Genomic DNA, 22989 nt, shown 5'->3' with positions numbered 1-22989 from the left:
GGGGCTCAGGGCGAGGCGATCGTGGCGACGACGCCGATGACCACCGTGATGGCGAGCATCGCGCCGAGCACGTAGAGCAGCTTGCGCTGTCCGTTCCGGGGGTTGGGGTCGAGCACGGGCATACGGCCAGTCTCGCATCCCCCGGGGGTGGTGCTAGCCCCACCCTCCCCTAGGGGGCCAGGGTCAGGGGGAAGTGGGTGGGTCACCGGATGGGACCGGCGCCCGCGGGTCCGTAAGTTCGAGGCAGTACCAAGGACCGGGACGTAAGGCGACCCCACGGAGGCGAAGATGTCAGCCGGTGCTCACACCCAGCCCGCACCGCCGGCCGCGCCGCAGCGCTGGCTGCCGTGGTGGTCCGTCGCCCTGCCGGTCGTCGCGTTCACCGTGCTGCTCGCCCTCCGGCTCGCCTGAGCCGTCACTCCTGGCGGGAGAGCCTGCGAACTGCCCGGACCCGGCGGCCCGTTTCGTGCGAAGCTGAGCTTATGAGCGCAGGAACGCCCCGCAGCATCGTTCTCCTCCGACACGCCAAGGCCGAATGGGCCCAGGACTCCGACCACGAGCGCCCGCTCGCCGAGCGCGGCCGCGCCGACGCCCCCGCCGCCGGAGAGTTCCTCGCGGCCCACGACATCGACCCGGAACTGACCCTCTGCTCCAGCGCCAAGCGCACCCGCGAGACCTGGAAGCTCGTCGTCGGCAAGCTCCCGCGCCGACCGCGGACCGTGTACGAGGAGCGCCTCTACGAGGCGTCGCTCGGCGAGCTGATCCAGGTCGTGAACGAGGTCCCCGACGACGTCTCCACGCTGCTGGTCATCGGCCACAACCCCGGCATGCACGGGCTCGCCGACGCCCTGGCCGGCTCCGCCGAGGGCGACGCGCTGAGCCGGCTGAGCCGCGGCTTCCCGACGTCGGCCGTGGCCGTGGTGGAGTTCTCCGGCTCGTGGAAGTCCGTGGAGCACGGCGTGGGCCGGCTCACCGCGTTCTGGACGCCGCACCAGCAGTGACCCCCGGCCGGCGCCGGCCGCCGGCTGCCCGCCGTCGGCCACCGCCGAAGGCGGCCGGACCGTGTCCGCGTTCTCGGGCATCATCGGGGCATGGGTGACACCCCCGCGCGGCTGCTCACGCTGCTGTCCGTGCTGCAGAGCGGCCGCGAGCACACCGGCCCGGAGCTGGCCGCACGCCTCGGCGTCAGCGTGCGCACGGTACGCCGCGACGTCGACCGGCTGCGCGCCCTGGGCTACCCGGTCGACGCCACCGTGGGCTCGGTCGGCGGCTACCGGCTCGCCGCCGGCACGGCGATGCCGCCGCTGCTCCTCGACGACGACGAGGCCGTCGCCGTCGCCGCCGGGCTGCGCACGGTGGCCGCCGGGGGCGTCGCGGGGATCGGGGAGACGTCCGTACGGGCCCTCGCCAAGCTGGAGCAGGTGCTCCCGGCGCGGCTGCGCCACCGGGTCGCGGCGGTGCAGCGGGCCACCGTGCCGCTGACCGTGAGCCCGGCGGGCGCGGTGCCGGCGGAGGGGGCGCCGGTTTCCGCGGAGGTGCTGGCGGTGCTGGCGGCGGCGTGCGCCCGGGGGGAGGGGGTGCGGTTCGGGTACCGGCCGAAGCGCGCGGGCCCGCCGGGCGGGGGAGAGGCGCCTGGAACCGGCCACCCGGGCCCAGCCGCCGGACAGGGCGTGGAGCCGCGCGGTACGCGCCCCGCGGGCGGGCCCGCGGCGGGCGCCCGGCACGTCGAGCCGTACCGCCTGGTCAGCACCGGACACCGGTGGTACCTCGTCGCGTACGACCGCGACCGCGACGGCTGGCGCAGCTTCCGCGTCGACCGCGTCGACGACCCCCGCCCCACCGGCGTCCGCCACCACCCGCGCGAGCTGCCCGCCGCCGACGCCGCCGCCTTCGTCGCCGAGTCCGTCGCCGGCCACCGGGGCCGCTACCGCGCCGTCGTCACCCTGCACGTACCCCTCGACGAGGCCGTACGCCGCCTCCCGCGCGGCGCCGGGCTGCTGGAGCCCGCCGGCCCCGACCGCTGCACGCTGGTCACCGGCGGCGACGCGCTCGACTGGCTCGCGGTGCGGATCGCGCTGCTCGGCGTCGACTTCGAGGTGCGGGAGCCGCCGGAGCTGGCGGAGTTCCTGGCCGGTCTCGGTGCCCGCCTCAGCCGGTCGTGTCCGCCGCCTCCACCTCGTCGCGCGTGATACCCAGCAGGTAGAGCACCGTGTCGAGGAACGGCACGTTCACCGCCGTGTGCGCGGCCTCCCGGACCAGCGGCTTGGCGTTGAACGCCACCCCCAGGCCCGCCGCGTTGAGCATGTCGAGGTCGTTCGCGCCGTCCCCGATCGCCACCGTCTGGTCCAGCGGCACGCCCGCCTCGGCGGCGAAGCCGCGCAGCAGCCGGGCCTTGCCGGCCCGGTCCACGACCGGGCCGGTGATCCGGCCGGTGAGCCTGCCGTCGGCGATCTCCAGGGTGTTCGCGGCGGCGAAGTCCAGCCCGAGCCGCTCCCGGAGGTCGTCGGTGATCTGTGTGAAGCCGCCGGAGACGACGCCCACCTGGTAGCCGAGGCGCTTGAGCGTACGGATCAGGGTGCGGGCGCCGGGCGTCAGCCGGACCTCCTCGCGCACCTTGTCGACCACCGACTCCTCCAGCCCGGCCAGCAGCGCCACCCGGGCGTGCAGGGACTGCTCGAAGTCCAGCTCGCCGCGCATCGCCGCGGCGGTCACCTCCGCGACCTCGGCCTCACAGCCGGCGTGCGCGGCGAACAGCTCGATGACCTCGTCCTGGATGAGCGTGGAGTCGACGTCCATCACCACCAGCCGCTGTGCCCGGCGCTGGAGCCCGGACGCCACGACGGCGACGTCCACGCCGAGGCGGGCGGCGGCGGTGGCCAGCGCGGTGCGCAGGACGCCGGTGGCGGCGCCGGAGACCTCGAACTCGACGGCGGTGACGGGATACTTCGCCAGCCGGAAGATGCGGTCGATGTTGCCGCCGGTGCCGGTGATCGCGGCGGCGATGCCGGCGGTCGACTCGGCGGTCAGCGGCTGGCCGAGCACGGTGACGTGGGAGCGGCCGGGGGCGCGCGGCTCGTTGTCGCCGGTGCCGGAGATTATCTCCGCCTCCAGGTTCATGGACCCGGCCCAGGAGTGGATCGTCGCGCGCAGCTCGCCCTCGGTCGCGCCCACGGGCGGGGTGACCAGCGCGCACAGGGTGATGCGGCCGCGGGTGACGATCTGCTCGATGTCGATGACCTCGACCCGGTAGGCGGCGAGGGTGTCGAAGAGGCCGGCGGTGAGACCGGGGCGGTCCCGGCCGAAGATCTTGACGAGAAGCGTACGCGCGAACGTGGTCATGATGAGACCACGGTATCGCGGTACGGACCGCGCGCGGCCCGCCGGGTGCGGGTTGCGGAGGGGGCCGGCGGGCCACCGGGCTGCGGGGTTGCGGTGGGCGGTACGTGCGGTGGCGGGCGGTCGAACGGACGGGGGAGGGAGCGTACGGGCGCGGCGGACGGCCGCCGCGCCGGATAGCGCCGGGCGGCCGCGGCCGATGCGTCGGCGACAACGATCCGCCGGGGGAGCGCGGGGGTTCTCCCGATTTCCGGTCCGCGTATATGCGTTACCACCGTCTGTAAGTGATCAAGTGCCCCAACGTGCGCGAATCCCCCTGGAGCGAGGAGAAGTGGAACCTCGAACTCCGAGTCCTGCGGTGGCCCCCGTTTTCGTGAAGCGACTGTTACTGAAATAGTTCCTCAGGATGTTCGCCATCCCTAGAATCCCTACGGGCCTGTTGAAGTCAGGTGCCGTACAGGGGGCACCTCGGGGGACAACTTTGTGGGGCATGGAGTGCCTGAACTCGTACTTGAACTGAACGGACAGACATGGACTCTCGACCCGGCGCGCGCCTACCGCGTCGGGCGGGATCCGCAGGGGGACGTGGTGCTGGAGGACGCCAGGGTCTCCTGGCGGCACGCCAGCCTCCGGTGGGGCGGCCGCGGCTGGCTGCTTGAGGACGTCGGCAGCACCAACGGCTCGTACGTGGAGGGCCAGCGGGTCCACCAGATCGAGGTCGGCCCCGGCTCGGTCGTGTATCTCGGCAACGCCACCGACGGGCCGCAGCTGCGGCTCTCCGCGCCGGTCGGCGCCGCCCCCGACGTGTACAGCGCGCAGACCGCGATGGCCGAGCAGACACCCGGCGCCCCGCAGGTCGCGCCGCCGCAGCACGCGCCCGGCGCCCCGGGCGCGCCCGGGGCCGGGCCCTGGGGCGGCGGACCCCCGCAGGGCCCCCCGCCCCAGGCCCCCCCGCCGCAGGGGCCCCCGTTCCAGGGGCCGCCGGCCGGCATGCCGCAGCAGCAGCCGTACGTACCGCCCCAGCAGCACGCGGCGCCGCAGCGTCCGCCGGCCGGCGCCGGCGTCGGCGCGGGCTCCGGCGGGCCCGGCGCCCCGGCCCACGGCGAGCGCAGCCCCACGACGTTCCACCAGCTCTCGCTGGGCCGCGTCACCCGCATCGGCCGTGCGCTGGAGAACGAGCTGGTCGTCTCCGACCTGCAGGTCTCGCGCCACCACGCGGAGTTCCGGTCCACGCCCGACGGCCGCGCCGAGATCGTCGACCTCGGCAGCCACAACGGCACGTACGTCAACGGTGAGCAGCTCCCGCAGCGCGGCCGGCGGGCCATCGGCCCCGACGACATTCTCGGCATCGGTCACTCCACGTTCCGGCTGGTCGGGGACCGGCTGGAGGAGTTCGTCGACACCGGTGAGGTCAGCTTCTCGGCCCGCCATCTGACCGTGAAGGTCGACGGCGGCAAGGTCATCCTGGACAACGTCTCCTTCGGCGTGCCCGAGAAGAGCCTGGTCGCCGTCATCGGCCCGTCCGGGTCCGGCAAGTCCACCCTGCTCAAGGCGCTCACCGGCTACCGGCCCGCGGACGTCGGCGACGTCCTCTACGACAACCGGAACCTCTACAAGCAGTTCGCTGAGCTGCGCCACCGCATCGGCCTGGTGCCGCAGGACGACATCCTGCACACCCAGCTCACCGTCACCCGCGCGCTGCGCTACGCGGCCAAGCTCCGGTTCCCCGGCGACACCGCCGAGGCCGAGCGCGCCGCCCGCGTCGACGAGGTGCTGCGCGAGCTGAAGCTGGACATCCACAAGGAGAAGCGGATCAGCTCGCTCTCCGGCGGCCAGCGCAAGCGCGTCTCGGTGGCCCTGGAGCTGCTCACCAAGCCGTCGCTGATCTTCCTCGACGAGCCCACCTCCGGCCTCGACCCGGGCATGGACCGCGACGTGATGCAGCTGCTGCGCGGCCTGGCCGACGACGGCCGTACGGTCCTGGTCGTCACCCACTCCGTCGCCGAGCTGGCGCTCTGCGACCGGCTGCTGGTCATGGCCCCGGGCGGCGGCGTGGCGTACTTCGGCCCGCCCGAGGAGGCGCTGAACTTCTTCGGCTACGACAGCTGGGCCGACATCTTCTCCGCCTTCGAGAACTACCGCGACTACGACTGGAAGGGCCGCTGGCAGGGCTCGCAGCACTACCAGATGTACGCCGCCGACATCGACGCCGTGGCGCCGCAGCCGGTCGCGATGCAGGCGCCGCAGATACTCCGGCCGTCCAAGCCGCAGGGCTGGATGCCGCAGCTGTGGACGCTGATGAGACGGTACCTGTCCGTCCTCGCCTCCGACCGCTTCTTCATCGCGCTCACCGTCATCCTGCCGGTGGTGCTCGGCGTGGTCAGCATGGTCATCCCCGCCGAGTTCGGGCTCGGCTACGGCCCGGCGAAGGTGCACCTGATCAACAGGGACGCGGGCACGATCATGCTCATCCTCGCGATCGGCGCCTGCTTCTCCGGCGCCGCGAACTCCGTCCGCGAGCTGATCAAGGAACGGGTGATCTACGAGCGAGAACGCGCCGTCGGCCTCTCACGCTCCGCGTACGTGATGTCCAAGGTGCTCGTCCTCGGGATCATCACGATCTTCCAGGGCGGCGTCATCAGCGCCATCGGCGTGCTCAGCCGCAGCAAGCTGCCGGAGGAGGGCGTGATCCTCTCCGACCTGCCGGCGGCGGAGCTGGCGATCAGCGTCACCGCGCTGGGCCTGACCTCGATGATGGTCGGCCTGATCATCTCGTCGCTGGTGAAGACCTCCGAGATGACGATGCCGCTGCTGGTCATGTTCGCCATCGTGCAGGTGGTCTTCACCGGGGTGCTGTTCCAGCTGCACGGCACCCCGGGCGTGGAGCAGATCGCCTGGCTGATGCCGTCGCGCTGGGCGGTGGCCGCGATGGGCTCGACCGCCGACCTGAACGTGCTGCTGCCGTGGGACAGCGGTGAGACGGACGCGCTGTGGGAGCACACCGCGGGCACGTACATGCTGAACATCGGCGTGCTGCTCGCCATGGGTGTGATCTGCGGCTTCGTCGTCGCCCGGCTGCTGCGCAAGCACGAGCCCGAGGTCATGCGCTGACCCCGCGCCGAACGGCGGGGCGCCCCCACGGCGGGGCGCCGATACGGCACACGGGCGGCACCCCTCGCAAGGGGTGCCGCCCGTCGCCGTGTGTGCCGGGGCCGGCCCGCGGCTGCGCCGTCGGCTCAGTACCAGTTGTTGGCCTGCCAGAAGGACCAGGCGTCGCAGGCGCTGCCGTAGCGGTCCTTCATGTAGTCCAGGCCCCACTCGATCTGGGTCTTGGGGTTGGTCCGCCAGTCGGATCCGGCGGTGGCCATCTTGGTCGCGGGCAGCGCCTGGACCAGGCCGTACGCGCCCGAGGAGGCGTTCTGCGCGGTGTGGTCCCAGCTGCTCTCGCGCTCCACGATCTCGGAGAAGCACTGGAACTGGGCGTCGCTCTTGATCATCTTGTCGGCGATGGCCCGGGGGGACTTGGCCGGGGTGCCGGAGGGGGCGGCGGCGGAAGCGACGGGGGCGAAGGACAGGGCGGCCGTGGCGGCCGCGGAGCCGGCAAGGGCGGCGATGACGGCCTTGCGGCCGCGTATACGGTGCATGCTCTCTCGCATCGTTCTCTGTGACCTCTTCACACGACGTCTGGGGACCCGGACATTGTTAGAGGAACGGGAAATCCACCGCAATGACCCCCATTACGACCCTGCCTCGTAGTGCGATCAGGGCCTTTGGTCCCGCGCCCGACGACCCCGGACCGGCCGCGTCCGGGTGGCCCGCCACTACTCCCGTTCGTAGGTGACGTGGGTCTCGTGACGCAGCTCACTGCCGGGGGACTTCCGCGGCTCGGCCGCGGGTCTTAGGACCCGGGTCCGACGGCGGCCCGGTCCGCGGCTGGATCACGCGGCGAGGCCCGGCGGGTAGCGTGAACCGCATGTCCACCCCAGCCGCCGGCCCGGCCGCCGGACTCGAAGCGGTCAGCCGCGCCCTGCTCGCCATGAGCAGGCAGTTGCAGGTCCGCGACGTGCTCCAGACGATCACGGCCTCCGCGCGCGAACTGCTCCAGGCCGAGTACGCCGCCCTGGGCGTGCCCGACGACCACGGCGGCTTCGCCCAGTTCGTCGTCGACGGCGTCAGCGACGCCCAGTGGAAGGCCATCGGCCCGCTGCCCCGCCAGCACGGCATCCTCGCCGCGCTGCTCAAGGACGCCGAGCCGGTGCGCCTCGGCGACGTACGCAAGGACCCCCGCTTCGGCGGCTGGCCCGGCGCCCACCCGCGGCTGAAGGACTTCATCGGCATGCCCATCGCCGACGGCGAGGAGGTCCTCGGCGCGCTGTTCCTGGCCAACAAGCGGTGCGAGCCGGACGACCCGCCCGGCCCGGACGGCTGCCGTTTCGACGCGGCCGACGAGGCCCTGCTGCGCACCCTCGCCGACCACGCCGCCATCGCCCTGACCAACGCCCGCCTCTACGAGCGCAGCCGCGAGCTGACCATCGCCGGCGAGCGCGCCCGCATCGCGCACGAGCTGCACGACGCCGTCTCCCAGAAGCTCTTCTCGCTGCGCCTGACCGCGCAGGCCGCCGCCGCCCTCGTCGACCGCGACCCCACCCGCGCCAAGGGCGAGCTGCAGCAGGTCGCGGGGCTCGCCGCGGACGCCGCCGACGAGCTGCGCGCCGCCGTCGTCGAGCTGCGCCCCGCGGCCCTGGACGACGACGGCCTGACGGCCACCCTCGCGACCCAGGTGCAGGTCCTCGACCGGGCCCACCGCGCCCGGGTCACCTTCACGTCCGGGCAGGTACGCGCCCTGCCCGCGGCGCAGGAGGAGGCGCTGCTGCGGGTCGCCCAGGAGGCCCTGCACAACGCGCTGCGGCACGCCGACGCCGGCCTGGTCGAGGTCGCGCTCACCCGGAGCGGCCGCGGCGCCCTGCTGCGGGTGCGCGACGACGGCCGGGGCTTCGACCAGGCCGACATCGGGGTCCGCTCCGCGGGGCGCCACCTGGGCCTGGTGTCCATGCGCGACCGCGCCGCCGGGGTCGGCGGCGGCCTGACCGTCCAGTCGGCGCCCGGCCAGGGCACCGTGATCGAGATGGAGGTGCCCGGTGGCTGAGGCGGGCGAGAAGCAGCGGACCGACGGCCCGGAGCGCGCGGACGCGCCCGGCGGCAGGATCCGCGTGCTGCTGGTCGACGACCACCAGGTCGTCCGGCGCGGGCTGCGGACCTTTCTGGAGGTGCAGGACGACATCGAGGTCGTCGGCGAGGCCGCCGACGGCGACGAGGGCGTGGCCCGTACCGCGGAGCTGGTGCCGGACGTGGTGCTGATGGACGTGAAGATGCCCGGCACCGACGGCGTCGAGGCGCTGCGCCGCATCCGCGAGTCCGGCAGCGCGGCGCGCGTGCTGGTCATCACCAGCTTCACCGAGCAGCGCACCGTCGTCCCCGCGCTGCGCGCGGGCGCCGCGGGCTACGTCTACAAGGACGTCGACCCCGAGGCGCTGGCCAAGGCGATCCGCTCGGTGCACGCCGGGCACGTGCTGTTGCAGCCGGACGTCGCCGGCGCGCTGCTGGCGCAGGAGGTCGGCGGCGGGCCCCCGCAGGGGCGGGGGACCACGCTGACCGAGCGGGAGCGCGAGGTGCTGGCGCTGATCGCGGACGGCCGTTCGAACCGGGAGATCGCCCGCGCGCTGGTGGTGTCGGAGAAGACCGTCAAGACGCACGTGTCGAACATCCTGATGAAGCTCGACCTCGCCGACCGCACGCAGGCCGCCCTCTGGGCCGTACGGCACGGCCTGAGCGGCTGAGACGACGTTCCACCGGTGCCGGGGCGCGCCGCTCCGGCACCGGTGGAACGTCGTATTCCGATCTGAGATTCATACTGTCGTGTAGATGTCGCCCGTCCGGCGCAACCGCGCCGGGCGGCCCGCGTTCTCCATGGCGTGCCGCGGCACCGGCCGCGGCGGACGCGAGGAGGACACTCATGAAGAACCTGAAGCGGGCTGCGGCCGTCACCATCGCCGCGGGCGGCCTGGCCGTGGCCGGCGCCGGCATGGCCGCCGCGCAGGGCGGCGCCGCGGCCGGCGGCCACGCCGTCGGCTCGCCGGGCATCGGCTCCGGCAACCTGGTCCAGGTGCCGGTGCACGTGCCCGTGAACGCCTGCGGCAACACCGCCACCGTCGTCGGCGCGCTGAACCCCGCGTTCGGCAACCTCTGCCTGAACCGCTGACGACCGCGGCCTCCCGGCAGCCGGGCCGGCCTCCGGGCACCCCCGCCCGCGGGCCGGCCCGGCGCGCCCGGCGTTCGTACGACCGCCGCGGATTGCGCCGAACGGTGGGCTACGGCCGCCGCGGCGTGTCCCGCTGGACTGCTCCGCCGTTGCGCAGCATGCACCCCCGAGCCCGGGGTGTGCACAGCCAACAGGAGGAACGACTTTCCATGCATGCAGTGAAGAAGGCCGCCTTCGTCCTCGCCAGCGCGGGTATCGCGGCCGGCGCCGGGGCGAGCGCGGCGGTCGCCGACTCCGGTGCCGGGGCCGTCGCCCAGGGCTCGCCCGGCGTCGTGTCGGGCAACGTGGCCCAGGTCCCCGTGCACGTGCCGGTGAACCTCGTCGGCAACAACGTGTCCGTCGTCGGCCTGCTGAACGCGCCGTTCGGCAACACCGGCGTCAACGGCTGACGGAGCGCACCTTCCGTCGCGTACGCCCCTCACGGCCCGCCCGCGGGGGGCGTACGCGCCGCCGCGCGCTCCCGCACGCCCCCGGCCCCCACGCACGCACGCGCGGCTCCGCGCCCGCGCGCGTCCGTGCCTCCCGTACCGGCCCGCCGCAGCACCGAAGCGGGCACCCCCGCCCGCCCCGCCGCCCGGCTTCCCCGAACGCGCGGCGGCCCGCGCACCCCGCCCCTCAGCCCCGCTCCAGCTCCTCCACGAACGCGTTGTACGCCGCCACCCGCGCCCGCCGCGCCGTCCGCTCCAGCGGCCGCAGCGCCTCCCCACGGGCCGCCATCTGCCCCGCGCTGACCGCCGCGCCGTGCCCGCCGCCCGCGTCCCGCGCGATGTCCACCAGCGCGCCCACCCGCTGCGCCAGCTCCAGCACCCGCACCGCCCGCGGCGGATACCCCGGCGCCAGCACCTCGCGCCCGCGCTCCGCCCGCGCCCGGTACGCCCCCAGCGCCGCCTCCGCGACCGGCCCCGACCCCGCCACGTCCAGCCGGGACAGCACCTCCGTGGCCTCCCGCATCGCCTCGGCCAGCTCCCGCTCCGCCTCGCCCAGCGACGGCACGTCCGCCGGCGGCGCCTCCCGCACCGGCCGGCAGCGCCACCGCACCCGGACCACCTCGTCCCCCTCCGGACCCACCGCCCAGACCTCCGGCACCAGCCCCAGCGGCGGCCCGCCCCGCACCAGCACCGCCTCGCCGGCGTCCAGCGCCAGCGAGTTGAACTCCGGCGGCCCGGACAGCCCCAGCAGATGCCCCGGCACCGGCAGCGCCACCGTGAAGCCCTTCGCCCCCAGCACCCGCAGCCGCCCCAGCGCCAGGGTCAGGCCCACCCCGTCCGCGGACTCCTCGTCCGGCAGCCCCTCGACCCGGTGCCCGTCGTCGTCCGCGACGATGCGCTCCGCGGCCTCGTCGGGCGAGATGTGCCCGGAAAGCAGGGCATTTCCCCAGGCCGCCAGCCGGCCCGCACGTGGTTCTTCGAGCATGGCACCAGCCTACGGACCGGGTCCGACATCGCGTGGCGTAGGTTTGCCCTGGGGCGGTGTCGCAGGCGCGCACCGCGTACGACGGACCGACACGGCAAGGGGAGACGGCACGCTCATGAGCGATGTACTGGAGCTGGTGGACGTATCGGTGGTCCGCGACGGCAGGGCTCTGGTCGACCAGGTCTCCTGGTCGGTCGCGGAGGGCGAGCGGTGGATCATCCTCGGCCCCAACGGCGCGGGCAAAACCACCCTGTTGAACATCGCCTCCAGCTATCTCTTCCCCTCCACCGGCACCGTCCAGATCCTCGGCGAGAAGCTCGGCGGCGTCGACGTCTTCGAGCTCCGCCCCCGCATCGGCATGGCCAGCGCCGCGCTCTCCGAGAAGCTGCCCAAGAGCCAGACCGTCCTGGAGACCGTCCTCACCGCCGCGTACGGCATGACCGCCACCTGGCAGGAGAGCTACGAGGACGTCGACAAGGAGCGCGCCGAGGCGTTCCTCGACCGCCTCGGCATGAGCGAGTACCTGGACCGCCGCTTCGGCACCCTCTCCGAGGGCGAGCGCAAGCGCACCCAGATCGCCCGCGCCATGATGACCGACCCCGAGATGCTCCTCCTCGACGAGCCGGCCGCCGGCCTCGACCTCGGCGGCCGCGAGGACCTCGTACGCCGCCTCGGCCGGCTGGCCCGCGACCCGTACGCCCCCTCCATGATCATGGTGACGCACCACGTGGAGGAGATCCCCGCCGGCTTCACCCACGTCCTGATGATCCGGCAGGGCAAGGTGCTCGCCGCCGGCCCCCTCGAAACCGAACTGACCTCCCGCAACCTCTCGCTCTGCTTCGGCCTGCCGCTCGTCCTCGACCGCGCCGGCGACCGCTGGACCGCCCAGGGCCTCCCGCTGTCCAAGGCGTGACCGCGGCCCGGCATCCCCGGGCATCTGTCCCGAATCGCCTGTCCCGCAATAGCATTGGACCCGTGGACGCATGGGTGTGGTGGCTGATCGCCGCCGTGGGCATGGGCATTCCTCTGGTGCTGACCGCCATGCCGGAGTTCGGCATGTTCTCGGTCGGCGCGGTCGCCGCCGCCGTGACGGCCGGCCTGGGAGGCGGCCTCACCGTACAAGTGATCGTCTTCGCGGTCGTCTCGACCGCCCTCATCGCCGCCGTACGCCCCGTGGCGCGCCGGCACCGCGGCCAGGGCGGCGCGACCACCGGAGTCGACGCCCTCAAGGGCAGACAGGCGGTGGTGCTGGAGCGCGTCGACAGCTCAGGGGGGCGCATCAAGCTCGCCGGCGAGGTGTGGAGCGCCCGGGCGCTCGACGCGGGCGAGGTCTACGAGCCCGGCAGGAAGGTCGACGTCGTGGACATCGACGGTGCGACCGCCGTCGTCATGTGACCGGAAGCGCCCATACGGGCACGGAGGTTCTGCCACACTCGCGGCTGGGCCGCACGATTGGATCACGAACCGGGGAGCAGCATGCAGCCGATCATCATCGTCCTGATCATCCTGGTGGTGCTCGTCTTCATCGCGCTCATCAAGACGATCCAGGTCATCCCGCAGGCCAGCGCGGCCATCGTCGAGCGCTTCGGCCGCTACACGCGCACCCTCAACGCCGGCCTCAACATCGTGGTGCCGTTCATCGACACCATCCGCAACCGCGTCGACCTCCGTGAACAGGTCGTCCCGTTCCCACCCCAACCCGTGATCACCCAGGACAACCTGGTGGTCAACATCGACACCGTCATCTACTACCAGGTCACCGACGCCCGGGCCGCCACCTACGAGGTCGCCAGCTACATCCAGGCCATCGAGCAGCTGACCGTCACCACCCTGCGCAACATCATCGGCGGCATGGACCTGGAGCGCACCCTGACCTCCCGCGAGGAGATCAACGCCGCGCTGCGCGGCGTCCTCGACGAGGCCACCGGCCGCTGGGGCATCCGCGTCAACCGCGTCGAGCTCAAGGCCATCGAGCCGCCCACCTCCATCCAGGACTCGATGGAGAAGCAGATGCGCGCCGACCGCGACAAGCGCGCCGCGATCCTCACCGCCGAGGGCGTCCGGCAGTCCGAGATCCTCACCGCCGAGGGCGAGAAGCAGGCCGCGATCCTCCGCGCCGAGGGCGAGGCCCGCTCCGCGGCGCTGCGCGCCGAGGGCGAGGCGCAGGCCATCCGCACGGTCTTCGAGTCCATCCACGCCGGCGACCCGGACCAGAAGCTCCTGTCGTACCAGTACCTCCAGATGCTGCCGAAGATCGCCGAAGGCGACGCGAACAAGCTCTGGATCGTGCCCAGCGAGATCGGCGACGCCCTCAAGGGACTCGGCGGCGCCCTCGGCAACTTCGGCCCGCCCTCGCCCACCGGCGGCGAAGCCGCCGCCGCCCCGACCGTCCCCGGGCCCAGCACCCGCAAGACCCCCACCTATCGCGAGCAGCCGCCGCTGGAGTAGCGCCACGCGCGCGCCCACCCGTACGGCACGAGCCCGCCCCCGGTCGCCTGACGACCGGGGGCGGGCTCATCTCCGTAGGAGAAGGACGCGGCGCTCACGCGCCGGGGCTCACGCGGCGACGGGCGCTCCGCGGCCCTCCGGCAGCGTCAGCCACTCCGGCAGCTGCTCCTGCTCGCGCACGCCCAGCGCCAGCAGCAGCGCGTCCCCCGGCGTCGGCTCGAAGGGCCGCCGCAGCAGCCGCATCCCCGCCTGCTCCGGCGTCCGGTCCGCCTTGCGGTGGTTGTCCGCCGCGCAGGACGCCACCGTGTTCAGCCAGGTGTCGCCGCCGCCCAGCGAGCGCGGCACCACGTGGTCCACGGTCGTCGCCCGCCGGCCGCAGTACGCGCAGCGGTGCCGGTCCCGTACCAGCACACCCCGGCGCGACCACGGCGCGCGTCTTCGGAACGGCACCCGCACGTACCGGCACAGCCGGATCACCTGCGGCACCGGCAGCTCCACGCTCGCCGCCCGCAGCCGCATGCCGGAGTGCGCCCGCTCGACGACGGCCTTGTCCTGCAGCACCAGCACCACCGCACGGCGGAGCGACACCGTCGACAGCGGCTCGAAGCTCGCGTTGAGCACCAGCGTCTCGCGCATCCCGGCCACACCTCCCGACTCGGCCCGCCGCGCGGCGGGGTGGCTCCACTGTGCCCGGGGAGATCGGCCGCGACAACGCAATTAGCCCGCCGCGGGCTCCTCGTGCGTGCCGATGAGCCGCGCCCGCGCGAGGGTGTGGAAGCGCAGGTTGAAGCCGACGACGGCCGGCGTCGCGGCGGCGTCCGGCCCCAGCTTCTCCTGATCCACCGCGTACACCGTGAAGACGTACCGGTGCTCGCCGTCGCCGGGCGGCGGGGCCGCACCCGTGAAATCGTGGGTCCCCGCGTCGTTCCGCACGGTCACCGCGCCCGGCGGCAGCCCCGCCATGTCGCCCGTGCCCGCGCCCGCGGGCAGCTCCGTCACGGACACCGGGATGTCGAACACCGACCAGTGCCAGAACCCGCTGCCCGTCGGCGCGTCCGGGTCGTAACAGGTGACGGCGAAGCTCTTCGTCCCCTCCGGGAACCCCGACCAGCGCAGCTGCGGCGAGGTGTTCCCCTTCGCCCCGATCTGCGCGTCGGGCAGCGGAGCGCCCTCCTGGACGTCGTGGCTGGTCACGGTGAACGACGGCACCGCGGGATGGAAGTCGTGGGGCAGCGGCGGCCGGTTCTGCTCGGGCACGTGAGACACCTCCGGGTGGCTGTGACGAGAGGGAGACGGCGTGGCGGGCCGCGTCGTACGAGACCCGCCACGCCGGCCAGCCTAACGAGCGGCGGCCCGGTCCCCGCCGCCCCCCGACACGCGGCTCAGAACCAGTTGCGCCGCGACCCGACCTCCGAGATCCACTGGTTCAGGTACGCGGTCCAGTCGGTCTCCTGGAAGTCGGTGAGCCCCACCTGGAACATCCGGAACGAGTCGCCGCCGTCCGTGAACAGCCCCGGCTTCTTGTCCATCTCCAGCACCACGTCCATCTGGTGCCCGTCCGCGAGGAACGTCAGCTCCACGGCCGTGATCCCCCGGTACTGCTGCGGGGCGTAGAACTCGATCTCCTGGTAGAACGGCAGCCGCTGCCGCGTGTTGCGGATGTGCCCGCGCTCCAGGTCCGCGCTCTTGAAGCGGAAACCCAGCCCGCCGAACGCGTCGAGGATCGCCTGCTGCGCCGGCAGCGGGTGCACCGAGATCGGGTCGAGGTCCAGCGAGTCGACGGCCCGGGCGATCTCCAGCTCGGTCGTCACGCCCACGTTCATCCCCGGCAGCCGCTGCCCGAGGACCGACGTCACCGGCGTCTCCCACGGCACGTCCAGGCTGAACGTCACGTTGTGCACGGCGTTCGGCTCGACCTGGAACGAACCGCCGAGCCGCTGCCGGTGGAACTCGATGTCCTGCTTGTACTCGTTGTCGCCGCTCTCCACCTCGACGCGCGCCTGCAGCCCGACGGACAGCCCCTCGACCTCCTGGGCCACGGAGCCGCCCTCGATGCGGACCTCGCCCTGCACGACGCCGCCGGGTACGACGTTCGCGTCGCTCAGCACCGTCTCCACCGACGCACCGCCCGCACCCAGGCTGGCGAAAAGCTTCTTGAACCCCATGTCGGACTCCCCTGCTCCCCTGTTGGACTGCTCAACTACGCTCACCCGACATGTGCCGCACTCCACCCGACCGCTCGTTCTTCCGTCGGCCCGTACCGGAGGTGGCGCCGGATCTGCTTGGCCGAACCCTACTGCGCCGAACGCCCGCCGGGACGATCTCTCCGCGACTCACCGGGACCGAGGCGTACGCGAAGGACCGGGACCCGGGTCCCCACGCCCACCGGGGCCGCACGGACCGCAACGCGCCCAGGTCCGGCCCCGCGGGACACATCTGGGGCCATTTCACGTACCAGGTGTCAAGGCGGTCAGCATGAACGAGGCGGATCTCGCCCACCCCGCCGAGGAGGTCGCCCCCCGGCTGCTCGGCACCCTCCTCAGCCACGAGACCCCCGAGGGAACCGTGAGCATCGCCATCACGGAGACCGAGGCGTACTCCGGTTCGGCCGACCCCGCTTCCCACGCCTACCGGGGCAGGACACCCCGCAACGCCGTCATGTTCGGGCCCCCCGGACATCTCTACGTCTACCGGTCCCACGGACTCCACTGGTGCGCCAACGTGGTCACCGGGACGGACGGCGTAGCGACAGCAGTCCTCATCCGGGCAGGCAGAGTCATCAAGGGGGAAGACCTCGCCCGGGAGCGGCGAGGGGGCAAGGCCGAGAGCCCACGTCTCGCCCGGGGGCCGGGGAACTTCTGCCAGGCGCTCGGCATCACGGCCGAGCACAACGGCACACACCTGCTGACAGGCGGCCCGGTCACGCTGACCGAGGGCGAGCCGGTACCCCCCGCACGCATCCGCGTCGGTCCCCGGGTCGGCGTGAGCAAAGCCCATGACTGGCAGCACCGCTTCTACCTCGCCGACGATCCGACGGTCTCGGCATACCGACTGAGCCCGCGGGCCAAGCCGTCCGCCGGAGCCTGAGCCCCGGTACGACCGGAACACCCGCGTCCCGCCCGCCCGCGCCGATCTCTGCCGCGCGGCGGTGCGGGACGGAACCGTCGGCACAACGCGGTAGCCGTGCGCGCCCGGCTCTGTATACGTTCGGCCGCATGGCCGACGACTGCTTCGCGCACCCACGGCTCGCCGCGATCTACGACCCGCTCCACCCCGACCGCAGCGACCTCGACGCCTACCTGCGGATCGCCGAGGAGTCCGAGGCACGCCGGGTGCTGGACATCGGCTGCGGCACCGGGACGTTCGCGCTGCTCCTGGCCGACCGCGGGATCGAGGTCGTCGGCCTTGATCCCGCGGCGGCCTCCCTCGATGTCGCCCGGGCCAAACCGGGCGGCGAGCGAGTGCGCTGGATCTGCGGTGACGCGACACACCTCCCCTCCCTGCGGGCCGACCTCGCAACGATGACGGCGAACGTCGCCCAGGCCCTCACCGACCCGCAGACGTGGCGGTCGACGCTGCGCGGAGCCCACGACGCCCTGCGGCCCGGCGGCCGCCTGGTCTTCGAGACACGGGATCCGGCCAGCCGCGCCTGGGAGGACTGGACGCGCGAGAGCTCCTACCGAGTGACGGAGATCCCCGGCGCCGGCTCCGTCGAGACCTGGGTCCAGCTCATCGAGGTGAGCCGGCCTTTGGTGACGTTCCGCTGGACCTACGTGTTCGCGGCGGACGGACAGGTGCTGACGTCGGACTCGACCCTGCGCTTCCGTGAGCGGGAGGAGGTCGAGCGGGACCTGGTCGCGCACGGGTACACGGTGGAGGACGTCCGCGACGCGCCCGACCGTCCCGGCAGGGAGTTCGTCTTCCTGGCCCGACGCCCGTGACCGTCGACGGACCACCCAACCCGCAGCGCCCCGACCGCTCTGACCGGCCCGGAGCACCGCCGCGCCAGGGCCGTCGGAGCTTGACGCGGTGGGGTGGGGTCCGTATCGTAGAGAGAGCCGCAAACGGCCTGGTGTCTGGCACGTTCTGATGCCGACACCATCCTCCAGACGATCTTTCGTGAACTTGAGTCTTCTCTCGTTGCGCTTCGGCAGCAACTACTGAGACCCCGGTTTTGGAGCGGAGCGAAGGCTTCGCTACAGTGGTGGAAACCGAAGGGAAACGCCCGGAGAGGCCCGTGAGGGTTTTGAAGGAAGTGTCCGTTCTTTGAGAACTCAACAGTGTGCCAAGTAGTCGATGCCAAGTGTTTGTGAAACACAGCATTACAGCAGTAGCGAGGCAGACTCGTTCTGTGGTGCTTTGATTCTGTTGAAGCATTTACGGAGAGTTTGATCCTGGCTCAGGACGAACGCTGGCGGCGTGCTTAACACATGCAAGTCGAACGATGAAGCCCTTTCGGGGGTGGATTAGTGGCGAACGGGTGAGTAACACGTGGGCAATCTGCCCTGCACTCTGGGACAAGCCCTGGAAACGGGGTCTAATACCGGATGTTCACCTCTGGGCGCATGCCTGGGGGTGGAAAGCTCCGGCGGTGCAGGATGAGCCCGCGGCCTATCAGCTTGTTGGTGGGGTGATGGCCTACCAAGGCGACGACGGGTAGCCGGCCTGAGAGGGCGACCGGCCACACTGGGACTGAGACACGGCCCAGACTCCTACGGGAGGCAGCAGTGGGGAATATTGCACAATGGGCGCAAGCCTGATGCAGCGACGCCGCGTGAGGGATGACGGCCTTCGGGTTGTAAACCTCTTTCAGCAGGGAAGAAGCTCCTTGGGGTGACGGTACCTGCAGAAGAAGCGCCGGCTAACTACGTGCCAGCAGCCGCGGTAATACGTAGGGCGCAAGCGTTGTCCGGAATTATTGGGCGTAAAGAGCTCGTAGGCGGCTTGTCGCGTCGGATGTGAAAGCCCGGGGCTTAACCCCGGGTCTGCATTCGATACGGGCAGGCTGGAGTTCGGTAGGGGAGATCGGAATTCCTGGTGTAGCGGTGGAATGCGCAGATATCAGGAGGAACACCGGTGGCGAAGGCGGATCTCTGGGCCGATACTGACGCTGAGGAGCGAAAGCGTGGGGAGCGAACAGGATTAGATACCCTGGTAGTCCACGCCGTAAACGGTGGGCACTAGGTGTGGGCGGCATTCCACGTCGTCCGTGCCGTAGCTAACGCATTAAGTGCCCCGCCTGGGGAGTACGGCCGCAAGGCTAAAACTCAAAGGAATTGACGGGGGCCCGCACAAGCGGCGGAGCATGTGGCTTAATTCGACGCAACGCGAAGAACCTTACCAAGGCTTGACATACGCCGGAAAACCGTGGAGACACGGTCCCCCTTGTGGTCGGTGTACAGGTGGTGCATGGCTGTCGTCAGCTCGTGTCGTGAGATGTTGGGTTAAGTCCCGCAACGAGCGCAACCCTTGTCCTGTGTTGCCAGCACGCCCTTCGGGGTGGTGGGGACTCACGGGAGACTGCCGGGGTCAACTCGGAGGAAGGTGGGGACGACGTCAAGTCATCATGCCCCTTATGTCTTGGGCTGCACACGTGCTACAATGGCCGGTACAATGAGCTGCGATGCCGTGAGGTGGAGCGAATCTCAAAAAGCCGGTCTCAGTTCGGATTGGGGTCTGCAACTCGACCCCATGAAGTCGGAGTCGCTAGTAATCGCAGATCAGCATTGCTGCGGTGAATACGTTCCCGGGCCTTGTACACACCGCCCGTCACGTCACGAAAGTCGGTAACACCCGAAGCCGGTGGCCTAACCCCTTGTGGGAGGGAGCCGTCGAAGGTGGGACTGGCGATTGGGACGAAGTCGTAACAAGGTAGCCGTACCGGAAGGTGCGGCTGGATCACCTCCTTTCTAAGGAGCACCGTGCCGGATGCACCCGAATGTGGTGCACGGCCAGCTCATGGGTGGAACATCGATTACGCGTCACGGCACACTGTTGGGTATCTGAGAGCGCGGGCACGGGAGTGTCTGTTTCTCTTATGGGTTGTTGTTTGAGAACTGCACAGTGGACGCGAGCATCTGTGGCCAAGTTTTTAAGGGCGCATGGTGGATGCCTTGGCACCAGGAACCGATGAAGGACGTGGGAGGCCGCGATAGGCCCCGGGGAGCTGTCAACCGAGCTGTGATCCGGGGGTGTCCGAATGGGGAAACCCGGCAGTCGTCATGGGCTGTCACCCGCTGCTGAATGTATAGGCAGTTGGGAGGGAACGCGGGGAAGTGAAACATCTCAGTACCCGCAGGAAGAGAAAACAACAGTGATTCCGGGAGTAGTGGCGAGCGAAACTGGATGAGGCTAAACCGTTTGTGTGTGATACCCGGCAGGGGTTGCGCAGGCGGGGTTGTGGGAGTGAGCTTTCACGGTCTGCCGGCCGTGAGGTGAGTGATAAACCGTTGCGATAGGCGAAGGGCATGCGAAAGGCCCGGCGTAGAGGGTAAGACCCCCGTAGTCGAAATCGTGACGGCTTGCTTGCTTGTTTCCCAAGTAGCACGGGGCCCGAGAAATCCCGTGTGAATCTGGCGGGACCACCCGCTAAGCCTAAATATTCCCTGGTGACCGATAGCGGATAGTACCGTGAGGGAATGGTGAAAAGTACCGCGGGAGCGGAGTGAAAGAGTACCTGAAACCGTGTGCCTACAAGCCGTGGGAGCGTCGCATGCCGGGACTTGTTCCTGGTGTGTCGTGACTGCGTGCCTTTTGAAGAATGAGCCTGCGAGTTAGCGGTGTGTAGCGAGGTTAACCCGTGTGGGGTAGCCGTAGCGAAAGCGAGTCCTAGCTGGGCGTTGAGTTGCACGCTCTAGACCCGAAGCGGGGTGATCTAGCCATGGGCAGGGTGAAGCGGCTGTAAGAGGTCGTGGAGGCCCGAACCCACCAGGGTTGAAAACCTGGGGGATGACCTGTGGTTAGGGGTGAAAGGCCAATCAAACTCCGTGATAGCTGGTTCTCCCCGAAATGCATTTAGGTGCAGCGTCGTGTGTTGCTTGCCGGAGGTAGAGCTACTGGATAGGCGATGGGCCTTACCGGGTTACTGACCTTAGCCAAACTCCGAATGCCGGTAAGTTGAGCGCGGCAGTGAGACTGCGGGGGATAAGCTCCGTGGTCGAGAGGGAAACAGCCCAGAGCATCGACTAAGGCCCCTAAGCGTATGCTAAGTGGGAAAGGATGTGGAGTCGCAGAGACAACCAGGAGGTTGGCTTAGAAGCAGCCATCCTTGAAAGAGTGCGTAATAGCTCACTGGTCAAGTGATTCCGCGCCGACAATGTAGCGGGGCTCAAGCGTACCGCCGAAGTCGTGTCAGCAGCATGTTAACTTTTATCGAGGGTGCTGTTGGGTAGGGGAGCGTCGTGTGCCGGGTGAAGCCGCACTGTGAGGTAGTGGTGGACGGTTCGCGAGTGAGAATGCAGGCATGAGTAGCGATACACACGTGGGAAACGTGTGCGCCGATTGACTAAGGGTTCCTGGGTCAAGTTGATCTGCCCAGGGTAAGTCGGGGCCTAAGGCGAGGCCGACAGGCGTAGTCGATGGATAACCGGTTGATATTCCGGTACCCGCTGTGAAGCGCCCAGCATTGAATCAGGTGATGCTAAGCCCGTGAAGCCCCCTTGTTGATCCTTCGGGTGATGCGGGGTGTGGTGGAGCCGGTGACCCGAGCTTGTAGTAGGTGAGTGATGGGGTGACGCAGGAAGGTAGTCCAGCCCGGGCGGTGGTTGTCCCGGGGTAAGGGTGTGGCCTGAGAGGCAGGTAAATCCGTCTCTCGTGAAGGGTGAGACCTGATGCCGAGCCGATTGTGGTGAAGTGGATGATCCTATGCTGTCGAGAAAAGCCTCTAGCGATGTTTCATGGCGGCCCGTACCCGAAACCGACTCAGGTGGTCAGGTAGAGTATACCGAGGCGTTCGGGTGAACTATGGTTAAGGAACTCGGCAAAATGCCCCCGTAACTTCGGGAGAAGGGGGGCCGCTTCCGGTGATCCGTTTTACACGGGGAGCTGGGGGTGGCCGCAGAGACCAGCGAGAAGCGACTGTTTACTAAAAACACAGGTCCGTGCGAAGCTGTAAGGCGATGTATACGGACTGACGCCTGCCCGGTGCTGGAACGTTAAGGGGACCGGTTAGTCATTCCTTTGGGGTGGCGAAGCTGAGAACTTAAGCGCCAGTAAACGGCGGTGGTAACTATAACCATCCTAAGGTAGCGAAATTCCTTGTCGGGTAAGTTCCGACCTGCACGAATGGCGTAACGACTTCTCGGCTGTCTCAACCATAGGCCCGGTGAAATTGCAGTACGAGTAAAGATGCTCGTTTCGCGCAGCAGGACGGAAAGACCCCGGGACCTTTACTACAGCTTGATATTGGTGTTCGGTTCGGCTTGTGTAGGATAGGTGGGAGACTGTGAAGCAGCCACGCCAGTGGTTGTGGAGTCGTCGTTGAAATACCACTCTGGTCGTGTTGGATGTCTAACCTGGGTCCGTGATCCGGATCGGGGACAGTGTCTGGTGGGTAGTTTAACTGGGGCGGTTGCCTCCTAAAGTGTAACGGAGGCGCCCAAAGGTTCCCTCAGCCTGGTTGGTCATCAGGTGGTGAGTGTAAGTGCACAAGGGAGCTTGACTGCGAGACTGACGGGTCGAGCAGGTGCGAAAGCAGGGACTAGTGATCCGGCGGTGGCTTGTGGGAGCGCCGTCGCTCAACGGATAAAAGGTACCCCGGGGATAACAGGCTGATCTTCCCCAAGAGTCCATATCGACGGGATGGTTTGGCACCTCGATGTCGGCTCGTCGCATCCTGGGGCTGGAGTCGGTCCCAAGGGTTGGGCTGTTCGCCCATTAAAGCGGCACGCGAGCTGGGTTTAGAACGTCGTGAGACAGTTCGGTCCCTATCCGCTGCGCGCGTAGGAGTCTTGAGAAGGGCTGTCCCTAGTACGAGAGGACCGGGACGGACGGACCTCTGGTGTGCCAGTTGTTCTGCCAAGGGCATGGCTGGTTGGCTACGTTCGGGAGGGATAACCGCTGAAAGCATCTAAGCGGGAAGCCTGCTTCGAGATGAGGACTCCCACCCCCTTGTAGGGGTTAAGGCCCCCTGTAGACGACGGGGTTGATAGGCCGGATCTGGAAGCCCTGTGAGGGGTGGAGGTGACCGGTACTAATAGGCCGAGGGCTTGTCCATAGCTGCTTGCGTCCACTGTGCGGCTCCCAGACAGCAAACCATTGCTGCTGGGTTGGCTGGAGTTTGTTCACTTAACTGAAGAGTGTGCTTGTTCGCTGACCCATCTTTAGGGTTTCGGTGGTCATAGCGTTGGGGAAACGCCCGGTCTCATTCCGAACCCGGAAGCTAAGCCCGACCGCGCCGATGGTACTGCACGGGGGACCGTGTGGGAGAGTAGGTCACCGCCGAACAATTATTGAGGACCTGTGGTCCCAGCGTG

General features: G+C 69.8%; 21 protein-coding genes and 3 rRNA genes. 17 read left to right on the top strand and 7 right to left on the bottom strand.

Going from position 1 to position 22989, the window contains the following annotated elements:
• Positions 1-5: 5 nt before the first annotated feature.
• The gene (locus tag ACHZ99_RS00880; RefSeq protein ID WP_420302334.1) at positions 6-122 is read right to left on the bottom strand and encodes an SGM_5486 family transporter-associated protein; all 117 of its coding nucleotides are present in this window, start codon (positions 120-122) and stop codon (positions 6-8) included.
• A gap of 166 nt (positions 123-288) precedes the next feature.
• On the opposite strand from ACHZ99_RS00880, the gene ACHZ99_RS00875 reads away from it, so the two are divergent.
• The 3 genes from ACHZ99_RS00875 (at position 289) to ACHZ99_RS00865 (ending at position 2189) form a co-directional block, all read left to right on the top strand.
• Positions 289-411 carry a hypothetical protein gene (locus ACHZ99_RS00875; RefSeq protein ID WP_420302333.1) on the top strand — a complete coding sequence of 41 codons (123 nt, stop codon included), beginning with the start codon at positions 289-291 and terminating at the stop codon, positions 409-411.
• Between the two features lie 71 nt (positions 412-482).
• Positions 483-1001 carry a SixA phosphatase family protein gene (locus ACHZ99_RS00870; protein ID WP_420302332.1) on the top strand — a complete coding sequence of 173 codons (519 nt, stop codon included), beginning with the start codon at positions 483-485 and terminating at the stop codon, positions 999-1001.
• Positions 1002-1091: 90 nt separating this feature from the next.
• Positions 1092-2189 (top strand): helix-turn-helix transcriptional regulator, encoded by a 1098-nt coding sequence (locus ACHZ99_RS00865; protein WP_420302331.1) that lies wholly within the window; start codon positions 1092-1094, stop codon positions 2187-2189.
• Here ACHZ99_RS00865 and serB read toward each other — a convergent pair.
• Positions 2149-3339 carry a phosphoserine phosphatase SerB gene (gene serB, locus ACHZ99_RS00860; RefSeq protein ID WP_420302330.1) on the bottom strand — a complete coding sequence of 397 codons (1191 nt, stop codon included), beginning with the start codon at positions 3337-3339 and terminating at the stop codon, positions 2149-2151. The two genes, ACHZ99_RS00865 and serB, sit on opposite strands and share 41 nt — an antisense overlap.
• 492 nt (positions 3340-3831) lie before the next feature.
• On the opposite strand from serB, the gene ACHZ99_RS00855 reads away from it, so the two are divergent.
• Positions 3832-6447, top strand: a complete 2616-nt coding sequence (locus ACHZ99_RS00855; RefSeq protein ID WP_420302329.1) for an FHA domain-containing protein — start codon at positions 3832-3834, stop codon at positions 6445-6447.
• A 125-nt stretch (positions 6448-6572) separates the two neighbouring features.
• On the opposite strand, the gene ACHZ99_RS00850 is transcribed toward ACHZ99_RS00855, so the two are convergent.
• Positions 6573-6980 (bottom strand): transglycosylase SLT domain-containing protein, encoded by a 408-nt coding sequence (locus ACHZ99_RS00850; RefSeq protein WP_420302328.1) that lies wholly within the window; start codon positions 6978-6980, stop codon positions 6573-6575.
• 329 nt (positions 6981-7309) lie between these two features.
• Between ACHZ99_RS00850 and ACHZ99_RS00845 the strand changes: the two genes are divergently transcribed.
• The 4 genes from ACHZ99_RS00845 to ACHZ99_RS00830 all read left to right on the top strand — a co-directional run bounded on the left by ACHZ99_RS00845 (position 7310) and on the right by ACHZ99_RS00830 (position 10044).
• Positions 7310-8482 (top strand): GAF domain-containing sensor histidine kinase, encoded by a 1173-nt coding sequence (locus ACHZ99_RS00845; protein WP_420302327.1) that lies wholly within the window; start codon positions 7310-7312, stop codon positions 8480-8482.
• Positions 8475-9173 carry a response regulator gene (locus ACHZ99_RS00840; RefSeq protein WP_420302326.1) on the top strand — a complete coding sequence of 233 codons (699 nt, stop codon included), beginning with the start codon at positions 8475-8477 and terminating at the stop codon, positions 9171-9173. Before ACHZ99_RS00845 ends, ACHZ99_RS00840 begins: the two co-directional genes overlap by 8 nt.
• Before the next feature lie 176 nt (positions 9174-9349).
• Positions 9350-9595 carry a chaplin gene (locus tag ACHZ99_RS00835; RefSeq protein WP_420302325.1) on the top strand — a complete coding sequence of 82 codons (246 nt, stop codon included), beginning with the start codon at positions 9350-9352 and terminating at the stop codon, positions 9593-9595.
• A gap of 209 nt (positions 9596-9804) precedes the next feature.
• Positions 9805-10044 carry a chaplin gene (locus ACHZ99_RS00830; protein WP_420302324.1) on the top strand — a complete coding sequence of 80 codons (240 nt, stop codon included), beginning with the start codon at positions 9805-9807 and terminating at the stop codon, positions 10042-10044.
• Between the two features lie 226 nt (positions 10045-10270).
• Here ACHZ99_RS00830 and ACHZ99_RS00825 read toward each other — a convergent pair whose 3' ends face one another.
• On the bottom strand, positions 10271-11068 hold the full coding sequence (locus tag ACHZ99_RS00825; protein WP_420302323.1) for a hypothetical protein: 798 nt from the start codon (positions 11066-11068) through the stop codon (positions 10271-10273).
• Positions 11069-11183: 115 nt separating this feature from the next.
• Here ACHZ99_RS00825 and ACHZ99_RS00820 point away from each other — a divergent pair, with 115 nt between their 5' ends.
• From ACHZ99_RS00820 to ACHZ99_RS00810, 3 genes are all read left to right on the top strand, one after another.
• Positions 11184-11981: an ABC transporter ATP-binding protein gene (locus ACHZ99_RS00820; RefSeq protein WP_420302322.1), complete on the top strand. Its 798-nt coding sequence runs from the start codon at positions 11184-11186 to the stop codon at positions 11979-11981.
• 101 nt (positions 11982-12082) lie between these two features.
• Entirely contained in the window at positions 12083-12463 is a 381-nt protein-coding gene (locus ACHZ99_RS00815) for an NfeD family protein (RefSeq protein ID WP_420303161.1), read from the top strand.
• 81 nt (positions 12464-12544) lie between these two features.
• Entirely contained in the window at positions 12545-13516 is a 972-nt protein-coding gene (locus tag ACHZ99_RS00810; RefSeq protein ID WP_420302321.1) for an SPFH domain-containing protein, read from the top strand.
• Between the two features lie 108 nt (positions 13517-13624).
• On the opposite strand, the gene ACHZ99_RS00805 is transcribed toward ACHZ99_RS00810, so the two are convergent.
• The 3 genes from ACHZ99_RS00805 to ACHZ99_RS00795 form a co-directional block, all read right to left on the bottom strand.
• Complete coding sequence (locus ACHZ99_RS00805; protein WP_420302320.1) at positions 13625-14152, bottom strand: HNH endonuclease; 528 nt, start codon at positions 14150-14152, stop codon at positions 13625-13627.
• Positions 14153-14233: 81 nt separating this feature from the next.
• Positions 14234-14773, bottom strand: coding sequence for a YbhB/YbcL family Raf kinase inhibitor-like protein (locus ACHZ99_RS00800; RefSeq protein ID WP_420302319.1), 540 nt, complete (start codon positions 14771-14773; stop codon positions 14234-14236).
• A gap of 125 nt (positions 14774-14898) precedes the next feature.
• Positions 14899-15681, bottom strand: coding sequence for a sporulation protein (locus ACHZ99_RS00795; RefSeq protein WP_420302318.1), 783 nt, complete (start codon positions 15679-15681; stop codon positions 14899-14901).
• Between the two features lie 50 nt (positions 15682-15731).
• Here ACHZ99_RS00795 and ACHZ99_RS00790 point away from each other — a divergent pair, with 50 nt between their 5' ends.
• The 6 genes from ACHZ99_RS00790 (at position 15732) to rrf (ending at position 22960) form a co-directional block, all read left to right on the top strand.
• Positions 15732-15995 (top strand): DNA-3-methyladenine glycosylase, encoded by a 264-nt coding sequence (locus ACHZ99_RS00790; protein WP_420302317.1) that lies wholly within the window; start codon positions 15732-15734, stop codon positions 15993-15995.
• Complete coding sequence (locus tag ACHZ99_RS00785) at positions 15992-16603, top strand: DNA-3-methyladenine glycosylase (RefSeq protein ID WP_420302316.1); 612 nt, start codon at positions 15992-15994, stop codon at positions 16601-16603. The genes ACHZ99_RS00790 and ACHZ99_RS00785 overlap by 4 nt, the downstream gene beginning before the upstream one ends.
• A 128-nt stretch (positions 16604-16731) precedes the next feature.
• Positions 16732-17457, top strand: a complete 726-nt coding sequence (locus ACHZ99_RS00780; protein ID WP_420302315.1) for a class I SAM-dependent methyltransferase — start codon at positions 16732-16734, stop codon at positions 17455-17457.
• Between the two features lie 435 nt (positions 17458-17892).
• Positions 17893-19425, top strand: a 16S ribosomal RNA gene (locus ACHZ99_RS00775).
• 172 nt (positions 19426-19597) lie between these two features.
• Positions 19598-22730 (top strand): 23S ribosomal RNA (locus ACHZ99_RS00770).
• 113 nt (positions 22731-22843) lie between these two features.
• A 5S ribosomal RNA gene (gene rrf / locus ACHZ99_RS00765) occupies positions 22844-22960 on the top strand.
• Together the 16S, 23S and 5S rRNA genes form the textbook arrangement of a ribosomal RNA operon.
• Positions 22961-22989 lie beyond the last annotated feature (29 nt).

The organism is Streptomyces sp. MAR4 CNX-425 (assembly GCF_048656465.1).
Lineage (GTDB): Bacteria > Actinomycetota > Actinomycetes > Streptomycetales > Streptomycetaceae > Streptomyces.
The sequence above is the reverse complement of the archived record's forward strand: the minus strand, read 5'-3'. Positions and strand labels throughout refer to the sequence as shown.

What these genes read in the sequence shown, in the direction of transcription:
- ACHZ99_RS00825 (WP_420302323.1), bottom strand. Translation starts at nt 11,068, where the DNA reads ATGCTCGAAGAACCACGTGCGGGCCGGCTGGCGGCCTGGGGAAATGCC.
- ACHZ99_RS00810 (WP_420302321.1), top strand. Translation starts at nt 12,545, where the DNA reads ATGCAGCCGATCATCATCGTCCTGATCATCCTGGTGGTGCTCGTCTTC.
- ACHZ99_RS00880 (WP_420302334.1), bottom strand. Translation starts at nt 122, where the DNA reads ATGCCCGTGCTCGACCCCAACCCCCGGAACGGACAGCGCAAGCTGCTC.
- ACHZ99_RS00820 (WP_420302322.1), top strand. Translation starts at nt 11,184, where the DNA reads ATGAGCGATGTACTGGAGCTGGTGGACGTATCGGTGGTCCGCGACGGC.
- ACHZ99_RS00815 (WP_420303161.1), top strand. Translation starts at nt 12,083, where the DNA reads ATGGGCATTCCTCTGGTGCTGACCGCCATGCCGGAGTTCGGCATGTTC.
- ACHZ99_RS00835 (WP_420302325.1), top strand. Translation starts at nt 9,350, where the DNA reads ATGAAGAACCTGAAGCGGGCTGCGGCCGTCACCATCGCCGCGGGCGGC.
- ACHZ99_RS00830 (WP_420302324.1), top strand. Translation starts at nt 9,805, where the DNA reads ATGCATGCAGTGAAGAAGGCCGCCTTCGTCCTCGCCAGCGCGGGTATC.
- ACHZ99_RS00870 (WP_420302332.1), top strand. Translation starts at nt 483, where the DNA reads ATGAGCGCAGGAACGCCCCGCAGCATCGTTCTCCTCCGACACGCCAAG.
- ACHZ99_RS00865 (WP_420302331.1), top strand. Translation starts at nt 1,092, where the DNA reads ATGGGTGACACCCCCGCGCGGCTGCTCACGCTGCTGTCCGTGCTGCAG.
- ACHZ99_RS00785 (WP_420302316.1), top strand. Translation starts at nt 15,992, where the DNA reads ATGAACGAGGCGGATCTCGCCCACCCCGCCGAGGAGGTCGCCCCCCGG.
- ACHZ99_RS00780 (WP_420302315.1), top strand. Translation starts at nt 16,732, where the DNA reads ATGGCCGACGACTGCTTCGCGCACCCACGGCTCGCCGCGATCTACGAC.
- ACHZ99_RS00805 (WP_420302320.1), bottom strand. Translation starts at nt 14,152, where the DNA reads ATGCGCGAGACGCTGGTGCTCAACGCGAGCTTCGAGCCGCTGTCGACG.
- ACHZ99_RS00850 (WP_420302328.1), bottom strand. Translation starts at nt 6,980, where the DNA reads ATGCACCGTATACGCGGCCGCAAGGCCGTCATCGCCGCCCTTGCCGGC.
- serB (WP_420302330.1), bottom strand. Translation starts at nt 3,339, where the DNA reads ATGACCACGTTCGCGCGTACGCTTCTCGTCAAGATCTTCGGCCGGGAC.
- ACHZ99_RS00790 (WP_420302317.1), top strand. Translation starts at nt 15,732, where the DNA reads ATGTGCCGCACTCCACCCGACCGCTCGTTCTTCCGTCGGCCCGTACCG.
- ACHZ99_RS00795 (WP_420302318.1), bottom strand. Translation starts at nt 15,681, where the DNA reads ATGGGGTTCAAGAAGCTTTTCGCCAGCCTGGGTGCGGGCGGTGCGTCG.
- ACHZ99_RS00845 (WP_420302327.1), top strand. Translation starts at nt 7,310, where the DNA reads ATGTCCACCCCAGCCGCCGGCCCGGCCGCCGGACTCGAAGCGGTCAGC.
- ACHZ99_RS00875 (WP_420302333.1), top strand. Translation starts at nt 289, where the DNA reads ATGTCAGCCGGTGCTCACACCCAGCCCGCACCGCCGGCCGCGCCGCAG.